This is a genomic window from Aliivibrio wodanis (genome assembly GCF_052920805.1).
In genome coordinates this window covers 1705661-1718727 of record NZ_JBREXA010000002.1, presented here as the reverse complement: position 1 = coordinate 1718727, position 13067 = coordinate 1705661, and the positions used below count along the sequence as shown (strand labels likewise).

The following is a 13067-nucleotide window of genomic DNA, read 5'->3' as shown; positions in this document are numbered from 1 at the left end:
ATGGCGGTAGAACTGAGTCATTTACGCGACCAAATTGATGCAGTAGATAAACAAATGTTGGATCTTTTGTCTCAACGTCTGCATTTAGTTGAACAAGTTGGTGAAGTAAAAAGTGCGCATGGATTACCTATTTATGATCCAAGTAGAGAAGCGGCGATGCTTGCTTCAAGACGACAAGAAGCTGAAAAGAAAGGAGTACCACCATCCTTAATTGAAGATATTCTACGTCGAACAATGCGAGAATCTTATAGCAGTGAAAATGACTCAGGCTTCAAATGTTTAAAACCTGAATTACGGCCAATTGTAGTGGTTGGTGGTAATGGACAACTTGGTGGTTTATTTGCCAAAATGTTTCGATTATCTGGCTATGAAGTACGAATTCTAGGCAGTAAAGATTGGAATAATGCAGAGACAATTTTAGATGATGCTGGAATGGTGGTTGTAACTGTTCCTATTAATTTAACCGTTGATGTAATCAATAAACTTTCAGGACTACCTGAAGATTGTATTCTGTGTGATTTAACGTCGATAAAGAAAAAACCACTGCAAGCAATGATGGAGATTCATAAAGGTCCTGTTGTTGGTTTACACCCAATGTTTGGTCCCGATATCCCAAGTTTAGCGAAACAAGTGATTGTCATGTGTGATGGACGTAATAAAGAAAGTTACGCTTGGCTTAAAAATCAGTTTGAAATTTGGGGTGCGATTGTTCGTGATATCTCTGCAACAGAGCATGATCATGGTATGACTTTGATCCAAGCTTTGCGTCACTTTACTTCTTTTGCATATGGCCAACATCTTGCTAAAGAAAATCCAGATATTGAACAGCTACTTAATTTAAGCTCGCCAATTTATCGTTTAGAGTTATTAATGGTAGGTAGATTGTTTGCACAGGATCCTAACCTATATGCTGATATTATTCTTTCATCAGAAGAAAATATTGAAATGATAAAGCGCTTTCACCAACGATTTGGTGATGCGATTACGTTATTAGAGAATCATAACCGTGCAGGATTTATTGATAACTTTAAAGAAGTAGAGCATTGGTTTGGCGATTATGCAGAGCAATTTCTAATAGAAAGTAAGGGATTACTTAGACAAGCTAATGATTCGATTCATAGAGAAAGAACATAATTAACAGCACATAAAAAAGTGAGCAAATACTCACTTTTTTATGTTTGAGTAAAATTAATTTACTGAATGACTTCTATTGATACTTGATTTGTTTTTACTGTATTAATGGCTTCTATCTGTTCTACTGTTGGCCTTTGAGTTAGCTTTAATTGCAATTTTACAACATTGCTAATAACGTCGACTAATGGTGTCCATTTTACGCTACGCTCTTTTTCAAATAAGCTTTCAAAATGCTCAGGTGTCCAATCAATAAAGGATTGTGGATTTAGAACCCTACCTAGAAATCGTACTTCATAATGTAAGTGTGGACCGGTTGAATTTCCTGAATTACCGCAGGTGGCAATTAATTCCCCTTTTTTAACAAATTGTCCCGAACGCACTTTAAATTTCTGCAAATGAGCATACATGGTCATAAAGCCAAAGGAATGCTGAACTTTTAATAAATTACCATAGCCTTTTTTACTTGGTCGAGCTAACTCTACGACACCATCTGCTGGTGCATAAATTTCCGTTCCACGTTTACAGGTTAAATCTAAACCTAAATGTCGTTGTCTTTTTCCTGAGATAGGATTGGTTCTTTTTCCAAAACTTGAAGAATTTCGAATAAAGTCAAGAGGTGTGTCATTTGGGATCAATCGAAACATAGTTGCTCTAACAGCAGAATCAATAGCTGCAATATCTAAGCGTTGGTCTAATGTTTTTTCAGTTAAAGCATTTTCCTCTTCAGATATTTCTTGCAGGCCAAGTACTGATTCGACATCCTCAATTCGCTGACTGATAACAAGTAACTCATTCTCTTTCTTTTCAAGCTGTTGATTTAACTCGTGATTGTTATTGTTATTATCTACAATAAGCTTATTAAGGTTACTATTTTGTAGGTGTAACTCTGCAATTTCTACTTCAGATACTTTCTGTTTCTGATAAAAGTAATGTAATCCGAAGCCGCTTAAAGTGAATAAGCCGACCCCGAATAATAAGGATAAAATAGCAAAGTTTTTCCGTTTAGGAGAAATAGCGAAGAAACGAGTTCCCTTGTTTTGGGAGACGGAAATACGAATGTTATCAGGCATAAAAGGTCATTATTGTTTAGTTAAGTTGGCTCAGTTAACTCTGATAATTGACGTAACAGTAAATCACTATTGCCAACATTCAGCTCAATTAAGCGTTTAAGGTGGCTAATACTATCAATACCTATGTGATGAATACAGAGCCTTAGAGTATTATTTTTCCTTTTAACAATATTGCATTCTGTCGTAATGTGAATGTCGCTTTCGTTTAAAGTAAAATCGACGGTCAATTGTTCATTTGATTCGAGTGTACATTCGTCATCAATACCAACAAGTAGCCCGTGTAATGATAAATCCATTAAAGAGCCATTCCATTGCTCATTACCTTTCAATAAGGCAACATTGGCTTGATATACAACTCGAGAGAATTTACGGCGCTCAATCATAACAATATCCTTCTGTATTTTAGATTTAAAGATTAAGTATGATCGGTGGCTTGGTGCAAGTCTAATAAAAAGGCCGCTTTAATGCGGCCCTTATGATGAGTATCAAATAATCGTTATTACTATTTAGTTATACGTTTGTATTTAATACGGTGAGGTTCAGCAGCTTGAGCCCCTAATGTCTTCTTAATCCAATCACTGTATTCAGTGTAGTTACCTTCAAAGAAGTTCACTTGGCCTTCATCACGGTAATCAAGAATATGAGTAGCTATACGGTCTAAGAACCAACGGTCATGCGAGATAACCATTGCACAACCAGGGAACTCTAGAAGGGCTTCTTCTAACGCTCGTAATGTTTCAACATCTAAGTCATTGGTCGGTTCATCGAGTAATAGTACATTGCCGCCTGTTTTTAGCAGTTTTGCTAAGTGAACACGGTTACGTTCACCACCAGAAAGATCACCAATAATCTTTTGTTGGTCATTTCCGCGGAAGTTAAAGCGAGAACAGTAAGCGCGAGCTGGGATCTCAAAATTATTGATTTTGATGATGTCAGCGCCTTCAGAAATTTCTTGGAAAACAGTTTTTGTGTCATCCATAGAATCACGGAACTGGTCAACAGAGGCTAGCTTAACGGTCTCACCTAAATCAATTGTACCTGAATCAGGGGTTTCAGTACCGCTTAGCATTTTGAATAGTGTTGATTTACCCGCACCATTGGCACCGATAATACCAACAATAGCCCCTTTAGGCATGCTGAATGATAAGTCATCAATTAGAACACGGTCACCAAACGATTTAGTTAGGTTATTTACTTCAAGAACTTTGTCACCTAAACGCTCACCTGGCGGAATGAAAAGTTCGTTCGTTTCATTACGTTTTTGGTGATCAGTATTCTGAAGCTCTTCAAAACGAGCCATACGAGCTTTTGATTTCGCTTGACGACCTTTCGGATTTTGACGAACCCATTCTAATTCTTTTTCAATCGTTTTTTGACGAGCATTTTCTTTTGATGATTCTTGCTTTAGACGGTCATCTTTCTGTTCAAGCCAAGACGTATAGTTACCTTCCCATGGGATACCTTCACCACGGTCAAGCTCTAGGATCCAACCTGCTGCATTATCTAGGAAATAACGGTCATGGGTAATCGCCACAACAGTACCAGAATAATCAACAAGGAAATGCTCAAGCCAAGCCACTGATTCAGCATCAAGGTGGTTGGTTGGTTCATCAAGAAGTAGCATGTCTGGTTTTTCAAGTAGAAGACGACAGATAGCAACACGACGACGTTCACCACCTGATAGAAATTCAACTTTTGCATCCCACTCAGGAAGACGTAATGCATCAGCAGCACGTTCAAGCGCATTATCAAGGTTATGCCCATCTTTTGCTTGAATTAAGGCTTCAAGTTCGCCTTGCTCTTTAGCAAGTGCATCAAAATCAGCGCCTTCTTCAGCGTAAGCGGCATAAACTGCATCTAATCGAGTTAGTGCTCCAGCTACATCAGAAACAGCTTCTTCAACGATTTCACGAACTGTTTTTGATTCGTCTAAAACGGGTTCTTGTGGTAGATAACCAACTTTTAATCCAGCTTGTGGACGAGCTTCGCCATCAATATCAGTATCTAAACCTGCCATAATGCGAAGTAGTGTTGATTTACCTGAACCATTTAGGCCAAGAACACCGATTTTTGCACCAGGGAAGAAGCTAAGAGAAATGTCTTTCAGGATTTGTCTTTTAGGAGGAACAATTTTGCTCACTCGTGACATTGTATATACGTATTCAGCCATAATCACTTATTATTAAGGTAGGTTAACGGAAATATAATTTTACTATTTATGATACATAGTTTAACACTCATTCTTGCAGTTACTAGGGTAATATAGGCAAACTAAAAGAAGAATGTAGAGAGTTGTTTAACTCTGTCTCATATCAGAGTGTTAATAAAAAGGTTGGAACGTTAGGTGGTTAAAGAGTCGATGAAATACACACAACAAAAATTAGGGATGATCGCGGTGTTGTGCGTTGGAATGAGTGCACATTCTGCTGAGGCATTGTCGATAGATGAATCACGAATTCAATATCAAGAAGCAAAGGAGTTGCTTAAAGATAAAAAATTTGATGCATATGAAAAAGTTAGAGCAAATTTAGTTGATTATCCATTAGTACCTTATTTAGATTATCGTCAACTTCGGATGGATTTAAATGCAAAAACGCCTGATGATATTCGTTTGTTTCGGCATGAGAACAATACATTAGCTTTTGGTAACTCTTTAGATTATCAATATTTAGTGATGTTGGGTTTGAATGAGCGCTGGGCTGAATTTGTAGATTACTTTCCACAAGAACCAAGTAGTCAGAATTTACAATGCTATTATTATCAAGCAAAAAATGAACTTGGTGATAAAACTACAGCATGGAAAGGAGCTGAAAAGCTATGGTTAACAGGAAGTTCTGTTACATATGAATGTGATGACTTATTTACTGCTTGGTCTGATGCGGAAAAACTCACTGATGATTTAATCCTTAGGCGTATGCTTTTAGTTTATAAAGCTCGCAATAGTGAGTTGTTTGCTTATTTAGAAAAAATGCTAAAAGGGAATGAATCGAAAGAAAAAGCGAGGCAATTAATTACACTTTATAACAATCCTGATTCACTAGGCACCTATGCAAAAAAGAACAAAGTATCAGACTTCTCTAAAGCACTCACTTTTCTTTCGATGAAGAGAGAAGCGAGAAAAAACCCAACAAAAGCAATTAAACTACTGCCAAGTATTGCGAAACAGCAGAAGTATACACAAGATGAACTGGTAGAAATAAAGCACCGAATTATCAGTACGATAATGTCAACAAAATCTGAAACCTTAGCTAAATGGCGTGATTCAGAATTGTCTAAATATCCTAAAGATTCTTTTGTTGAACGTCGTATCCGTGTGGCGATCCGTGCTGCTAATTGGGATGACGTTAGCCTCTGGATTAATTTATTAAGTTTGGAAAGTAAGCAGTCTTTACGTTGGCAATTTTGGCAAGCTCGAATTGAGAGCAAAAAGGGTGAGCATAAAAAAGCAGAGCAGAGATTACATAAATTATTAGGACAACGTAATTTTTATAGTGTGGCAGCAGCAAATATTTTAGGTAAACCTATTACTTATAAAATGAGTCCTGCCCCTACAAATATAAAAGCGGTGATGACTAAGTATAAAGTGGAATTAGCAAGAATTAAAGAATTGATTGTGATAGATGAAATATCTACTGCAAAAAGTGAATGGGCGTATTTACTGAATCGTTCATCTAGACAAGAAGTCAAAGAGTTAGCGAGTTATGCGGCTAAGCATCGGTGGCATCATTTTACTGTATTAGCAACAATTAAAGGGAAAATGTGGGGGCATTTAAGTTTACGTTTTCCTATTGCACATCAATGGTGGTTTAGTCATTACAGTAAAAATCTGGGAATAGATAAAATAACCTTGATGTCTTTATCACGACAAGAAAGTGGGCTATATGCAGAGGCTAAATCACCAGTTGGTGCTCGTGGTCTAATGCAAATTATGCCAGCAACAGCTAAATATACTGCGAAGAAAATTGATTATAATAAATACAAAGGTGTTGATAGCCTTAATGATGTAGATGTAAATATTCATATTGGCTCAAATTATCTTAAAGGTTTGTTAGATGATTATGAAGGAAATCGGATTTTTGCTTTAGCAGGATACAATGCTGGTCCACATCGAGTAAAACGATGGAGAGCGGTATCAGACGAAAAATTAGATGTTTATGCTTTTATTGAAGCTATTCCTTTTAAGGAAACACGAGGCTATGTGCAAAACATTCTGATGTTTGAAACTTATTACCGTAGCTTACTTGGAGAGAAGGGAACTTTTCTATCTGAGAAAGAGCTGAATTTAGAGTATTAATTATTTGGGATTGACTATAAAGTAGGGGGCTTAGTGCTCCCTTTTTTTATTATTGTAATGAGGATTTTATGTCAGGTTCAGCAAAATATTCAGATTGGTCGCAAGTGATGGCATTGATAGCAAATGCAGCAGAGCAAGATAAGCATCAATCTTTATTGACTATGTTGATGACCCCTGATGAGCGTGAGGCATTAATTGCTCGAGTAAATATTTGTCATGAGTTATTGCAAGGTGAACTAAGCCAAAGACAGATTAGTCAGTTATTGGGTGTAGGTATCGCCACTATAACTCGAGGCTCTAATGAATTGAAAAGCCATTCACACGATGAGAAAGAATGGCTTATGGAATTACTACAACAAAGTGCTAAAAGCGTTCAGGGTGAAGAAAAGGAATAAGCGCTAAGATCAACGCTTGTTGATATACTGAGCTTCTCGTTAAAAGGTTATTGGTTAATAGGCCAATAGCCCCGCCTTTCTGTTTTATATTGTCAGTATTAAATTGTTCATCCATTACATCACCGAGTTCTTTACCTTGTTTTACGGCAGCGATGACAGTTGGTGGGAGGGGTAAGCTAGAAGAGCGAGATTCACCCATTTTCTTGTTATTATCGATAATCATCCAAGCGAACGTTGAGTCTTTTTCTATTCCTGCCTCTAAGCCAACATAGTAACTTGCGTTTGGATATTGTGTCTTAGCATTATTAACACGGTTGATTGCTCCTTGTTTTGTTTCAAAGCAACTCATAGGTTGGTCTGGAACACCACTATCAACTGATACGCCTTCAAAAATAAAATTCACAGTAGGAAATACTTGAGAAAATGCCTCCTCAACAGCCTTTATTTTGGCAGGATTGAGTGAAGATACGATAACTTTACTTTTCATATGACGATTGAAACTCCTGATGCCAGTTGACTAATTCAGATAGATTCATTGGCTTACCAAAATGGTAACCTTGATAATAATCACATCCAAATTCATTTAGCCATACTACCATAGATTCATCTTCAATCCCTTCTGCGGTAACTAACATATCTTGGGAATAGCACAATTCAATTAAAGGTTTTATCACTTGCTGTTTATTAGAATCGACTAGGGTTTTTAGGAACCAGCGGTCGAATTTTATTTTGTGAACGGGGTGTTGAACCAATTGAGTTATAGAGGTAAAACCAGAACCAAAATCATCAAGTGCTAGCTGAAATCCATGCTGATTTAAGGTTGTTAGTAGTGCATCTTGAGTGTGATTACCTTCAAAAGTCTCAGTGATTTCAAATTCAATTTTCTCTGGGGGGATCTTATATTTATCAGTAAGCTCAATAATGAAATCCGATAGTTCATTAGATCCTAGTTGAGCGGAAGATAGATTCAATTACACCTGGATATTACTCCCTATTAGTGCCGTTAATTCTGCGTATTGTATGAAGGTTTGTTCAATGACCCAGCGGTCGACTTTATCATATAACCCATTTTGCTCGGCAATGGGAATAAACTCATCGGGGCCAATAAATCCCAATTCTGGAGAGATCCATCTCAGTAACACTTCTACGCCAACTAAAGAGTGGCTTTTCGCTGAAATAATGGGCATAAATACTAAAAAGAATTCATTAGAAAAATGAGTATTACGAAGTTCTTTTTCTATGGCACGGTGGCGTTGAACTTTTTTATCCAGCTCTTTTGAATAATAAGAATATTGATTTTTTCCATTTTGTTTTGACTGGTACATGGCGGCATCTGCATGGCTTGTTAGATCATCTACGGAATGCCCATCTTGAGGGTATTTGGCAATCCCAATACTACTACTTACAGGGAAAGTACCTTGTTCAAACGTAAATCCATCCTTAAATAGACTAAGGATATGCATGGAGATTATTTGAGCATGGTCATGATGAATTTGGTCATTTAGCAATACGATCGCAAATTCATCACCTGATAAGCGTGAGAATAGAGACGAGCTTCCATGGGTTCTATCATGTTCAGTAATTAGTAATGACAGTTGGTCAGAAAATGCACATAGCATAGCATCTCCGGTAGAGTGACCAAATTTATCATTAATGTATTTAAAATTATCTAAATCAATATAAATGATAGCTAGCTCATGACTATCAAGTCGATGAGAAGATAAGAGATGGTTTATCCGCTGATTAAATTTGTACCTATTTGGTAATTTAGTCAATTGATCTTCTTCAGATACTTTTTTAGTAATTAAATAGTTATCACTAATTTCTTTATATAAATGATGGAATTTTCGAGATAGTCGACCTATTTCATCGTTAGTTGATAAATAAGTTATATTGGAATTTTCTGTACTATCAATCTTTTCTAATTCGCGATCGAGTCGTGTTATTGGTGAGATTAGAAAGCGTTGAATTAGGACGATAAGAAGGATAGTTGATCCTAACGTCATCGCAAGAAAAGTACTGGCTAAGGAAAACAATAATTGATTTTTTTTATCAATCAGGAAATCATCATTGGCAGATATTGATGCGTATAATTGTGGGGCTAATTTCGATGACATAGAAAAAGGGGGCTTTTTTTCTATGGGGTTTGTCGAAAGAATAACTTTAGCGTTGAAATACTGTTCAATGTATGTTTTTTGTCTATAAAAAATATTGGCATCAATAGAGACGACTATCGCGATAGTATTTTTTAAATGGTGTTTCAAAGGTATGGTTAACGTTCTGGTGTCTAATAGCTTATATTTTACCAGTAATGCATTGTATGTATTGGCTTTAGTTTCAATATATTGGGTTGCTTGAATATGTCCACTTTGGATCTGAGAGCGAACGAAATCAGTTTGATTTAATGAAATTTCAGCAAAGGGATCTAAGCTGTTTTCATAATAAAGCTGAACCTCTAGCTTTGAAGAGAGCAGAGCGAAAGAGGCAAATTGAGCATCTGTCGGCTTTAACTGATCGAGCGCATCTTCTAAAGACTCAGCGAGAGCAACTTCTCTATATTGATCGCTACGGTCTTCAAAATAGTTATGTATTGAATTGCTTTGGCTTAATGCGTATAGATAGCTATCAATAAAGCGAATACGGTTAGCGTAGACTATCGACAATTCAGACATGTTTCGCTCTAACTGTTGCTGCTCAGAGTGAACTAAATCTTGAACTTGACCTTTATAGATCAGATAGGTTCCAATGCCATAAATAGCAATGATGACAGGAATTATAAGTGTAATGACGCGTTTATTTAGATTCATGCTGCTTTAAAATTGTTCGCAACATTCGACTGCGAATTTGGTTTTGTTTATGATCTAATGAGATATTAAATGTACTGTTGTTAATGATCTCTTGAGGTGGAAAAAGAGTGTTGTCGTTAGTAAACTCTTTTGGCATTTGTTTTATTGCGCTTAAGTTTGGTGTGGCAACTTCCACATACAATGTATTCAGTGCTGCGATATCTGGACGACTTAAAAACTCAATTAACTGCCTTGCTTCTTTTTTATGTTTAGAGTGCTCCATGACAGTTAAGCAATCGACCCAGAGCTGGGTTCCTTCTTTTGGGATCGTGTAGCCCCACTCATACTCTCCCTTTTCAGATAAGTAATACTGATCACCACTGTAGGATAATGCAATGTAAAGTTCATTATCCGTCGCAGAAGATTCAATAAATGTTAAAGGGTATTCGAAGGTTAAAATATCTGAAATATTCGAGATAATATATGTGAACGTTGTTTTTAATACCTCTTTTTCATCTGCATCAATAGGCTATCCTTTTGCCAATAAGTAAGGCATGAAGGTTTCAATTAATGAGTTAGTTAAACCAATATGACCACGGATATTGTCAGCAGGCTCAGTAATACTTGTCCATGATGTCGGGGGCGTTGGAAATTTATCTTTTCTATAGACTAATCCTACTGTTCCCCAAAAATAGGGAATGGAATGAGTACCACAAGCATTTAGCCAGCGTTTATCCATATCACTTCTGTGATTTAATGTTGATAGGTCACTAATTATATTGTTTTCTTTTAGCTCCTGCTGTGAAGCACTATCAATCACCACAATATCAATATTACTTGTTTTTCTTTGATATAGGATTTTGTCACGTTGATTATCACTATCAATGAAGACTTTATCGAGTTCAATGCCTGTTTTATTTACCCAAATTTCTTCTACTTCAGGTGCAATACTGCCCTCCCAAAGTAAAAGAGTAAGCGATGAGTTTTGCTTGCTGGAAGCTATAGCACTAGATGCTAAGCTTAAAGACAGTAAGGCAAAAGTACTGAGAGTTATAAGTTGCATCTTAATTATTTTTTTCATGATATTTAATTATCGACTCTGTAATTCGCTTTCGGATGTATTTGTTATTTACGTCTTCGTAGGTATATTCTTGGCTTAAATTCATGACCTTACTTGTTGGTAGGGAAGCTCCCCAGTTATCGTTAAGCAGAAGTAATTGTTTTGATACGCTAGCGTTTGTTGGGTTGTTTTTTAGATCTAATGTATTTAGTAAGGCAATGTCTGGGCGTTGTAAAAAATTAATAAAGCGAAAAGCCAGCTCTTTATTTTTTGAGCTTTCTAACACAGATAAACAATCAACCCACACAATGGTCCCTTCTTTTGGAGTAATGAATTTCCAATCAGAAAAAGAGGACTTCTTATTCAGCGTTTCTTCATCTCCACTATAAGCCATTGTAATATAAATATTATTATCATTAGGATTCCCTATAAAATAGCTTATCGGATAATTGTAAGAATGAACAAATTTTGATTGTTGTTTTAATTCGTTATAAATGTCTTTGAGGGTATGTGTCGTTACAGTTGAAATGGAGGCATTACGGATAAACAGGGATGGAAGCAGTAAATCAGAGGTATCGTCCATCATCATTATACGGCTGTATAATTCGTCGTTAGGATATAAAATATTTTTCCAAGAGGTAGGGGGAGCTATTTTTGAACTTCGGTATGCTAGCCCTAATGCTCCCCAGAAGTAAGGAATGCTATTGTCTGAACATTGGTTAAGCCAGAGTTCTTCTATGTACTTACTGTTTGATATTGTCCCAGGAGACCAAGAAGCCAACATTTTTTGTTTCATGAAGTGATGACCACTGACTTCGTCAATAATCACAATATCAATACCTGCGCCGGTATTGAGGATATGATCTCTTTTCTCATCATTATCAAAGAGAACCTGTTCAATTTTCACACCAGTTTCGAGGTACCATTTATCAATTACTTGTTGTGATAAATAATCTTCCCAGTTCAATATAGTTAATGTTTTTTCTGTAGGCAGGGCAAAGCAATTAGAGCTAAATAACGTCAATAGGTAGAGTAGTTTAATTAGCGTATTTTTTATCATATAGGGCCTACATAGAAGTAAATGCAGGCCTATTTTACAGAATGACGAACCAATAACAACCGTTGTGTCGTTAGTTTAATTGAGGGATATCTGTAGGGGTTACATTTTCAATTGGATAGCAGCCTAACACTTTTAAATATTGAGTTATAGATGTTAGCTCTTCAATTGCAGCACTCATTGCCTCTGATTTTAGATGGGCTTGTAAATCAATATAAAACATCTCTTCCCAAGGATTTCCCATAATAGGGCGAGATTCTAATTTACTCATATTAATTCCGTATTTACGTAGAACTAATAGGGATTCAACCAGAGAGCCAGCATCTTGGGATGTTGACATAATTAATGTTGTTTTCGCTGGAATTTGTTCTGAAACATCAACGGGCTTTCTTGCGACAACAATAAAGCGAGTTTGATTATCAGTTTGATTTGAAATATTAGTAATTAAGGATTGGAGACCATAAAGTTTACCACTGTCAGAGTTACCGATAGCTGCAACATGTGGTGAATTGATGTCTTTTACAGCAATCATGGCATCAGCAGTACTTGAGCATGAAACTAATTCGACATTCTCTAGACGGTGTAAAAACTCGCTGCACTGTTCATGAGGTTGTGGGTGAGAATAAAGTGTCGTAATTGATTCTAGAGTCGTATCTGTGGTGGTTAATAAGCAGTGATCAATTTGCTGAGTGAGCTCACCGACAATGTATAAACTGGTGTGCTGCAGAAGATCGTATACTTCATTTATGGAACCTGAACTGGTGTTTTCAATTGGTAAGACACCATAATCAGCATGACCAGATTCAACAGTTTTTATGACCTCTCTAAAGTTTTTACAGCCTAATTCTGCTAATTCTGTATTTTTCTTACTGAAGTAACGACGGCTAGCTAAATTAGAATACGATCCTTTTGAACCTAGGTAAGCAACTCTTGCTACTGGTTTTCTGCTTAATTCTGGATTGGTTAGGTTCTGAAAGTATTCTTGTTGTAATAAAACCGAATCTTCAATAATTGTGTGGAATAGTTGAGTTATATAGTAAGCATCAAGATCAAATGCTTTGCCATTCTTGATTAATTTAACAAGTAGTTGTTGTTCACGTTTGGGGTCTCGGACAGGTTTTGCGGTTTGAACTTTACTCTTAGCAACTTCAAGGCTGAGTTTACGGCGCTCAGAAAAAAGAGTTAATAATTCATTATCAAGATCATTGAGGCGTAAACGAATTTCATCAAGAGAATAGCGGGTATCAGTCATGAATATGCAAACCTAGTAA

Annotated in this window: 9 protein-coding genes and 2 pseudogenes; 3 read left to right on the top strand and 8 right to left on the bottom strand. The window is 36.5% G+C overall.

Translation table 11 applies throughout. The features are described from left to right. Positions 1-1134: a bifunctional chorismate mutase/prephenate dehydrogenase gene (tyrA, locus tag ACU5DF_RS15855; protein WP_446713526.1), complete on the top strand. Its 1134-nt coding sequence runs from the start codon at positions 1-3 to the stop codon at positions 1132-1134. 59 nt (positions 1135-1193) lie between these two features. On the opposite strand, the gene ACU5DF_RS15850 is transcribed toward tyrA, so the two are convergent. The 3 genes from ACU5DF_RS15850 to ettA all read right to left on the bottom strand — a co-directional run bounded on the left by ACU5DF_RS15850 (position 1194) and on the right by ettA (position 4374). Then, entirely contained in the window at positions 1194-2204 is a 1011-nt protein-coding gene (locus tag ACU5DF_RS15850) for a M23 family metallopeptidase (RefSeq protein ID WP_446713525.1), read from the bottom strand. A 20-nt stretch (positions 2205-2224) separates the two neighbouring features. Beyond that, a complete protein-coding gene (locus ACU5DF_RS15845) occupies positions 2225-2587 on the bottom strand; it encodes a PilZ domain-containing protein (protein ID WP_446713524.1) in 363 nt (120 codons plus the stop codon). Between the two features lie 119 nt (positions 2588-2706). Then, on the bottom strand, positions 2707-4374 hold the full coding sequence (gene ettA / locus ACU5DF_RS15840) for an energy-dependent translational throttle protein EttA (protein WP_446713523.1): 1668 nt from the start codon (positions 4372-4374) through the stop codon (positions 2707-2709). A gap of 189 nt (positions 4375-4563) precedes the next feature. On the opposite strand from ettA, the gene sltY reads away from it, so the two are divergent. Both sltY and trpR read left to right on the top strand, forming a co-directional pair. Next, on the top strand, positions 4564-6498 hold the full coding sequence (gene sltY, locus ACU5DF_RS15835; RefSeq protein ID WP_446713522.1) for a murein transglycosylase: 1935 nt from the start codon (positions 4564-4566) through the stop codon (positions 6496-6498). 68 nt (positions 6499-6566) lie between these two features. Next, a complete protein-coding gene (gene trpR / locus ACU5DF_RS15830; RefSeq protein WP_446713521.1) occupies positions 6567-6893 on the top strand; it encodes a trp operon repressor in 327 nt (108 codons plus the stop codon). Here the strand turns inward: trpR and yjjX are convergent. From yjjX to pheA, 5 genes and pseudogenes are all read right to left on the bottom strand, one after another. Next, positions 6862-7380, bottom strand: a complete 519-nt coding sequence (gene yjjX, locus ACU5DF_RS15825; RefSeq protein ID WP_446713520.1) for an inosine/xanthosine triphosphatase — start codon at positions 7378-7380, stop codon at positions 6862-6864. The two genes, trpR and yjjX, sit on opposite strands and share 32 nt — an antisense overlap. Continuing rightward, positions 7370-9010, bottom strand: a pseudogene (locus ACU5DF_RS15820) (putative bifunctional diguanylate cyclase/phosphodiesterase). Before ACU5DF_RS15820 ends, yjjX begins: the two are co-directional and overlap by 11 nt. Positions 9011-9686: 676 nt before the next feature. Next, positions 9687-10742, bottom strand: a pseudogene (locus ACU5DF_RS15815) (ABC transporter substrate-binding protein). 1 nt (position 10743) lies between these two features. After that, positions 10744-11799 carry a polyamine ABC transporter substrate-binding protein gene (locus ACU5DF_RS15810; protein ID WP_446713519.1) on the bottom strand — a complete coding sequence of 352 codons (1056 nt, stop codon included), beginning with the start codon at positions 11797-11799 and terminating at the stop codon, positions 10744-10746. 70 nt (positions 11800-11869) lie between these two features. Then, positions 11870-13048 (bottom strand): prephenate dehydratase, encoded by a 1179-nt coding sequence (gene pheA, locus ACU5DF_RS15805; RefSeq protein ID WP_446713518.1) that lies wholly within the window; start codon positions 13046-13048, stop codon positions 11870-11872. Positions 13049-13067 lie beyond the last annotated feature (19 nt).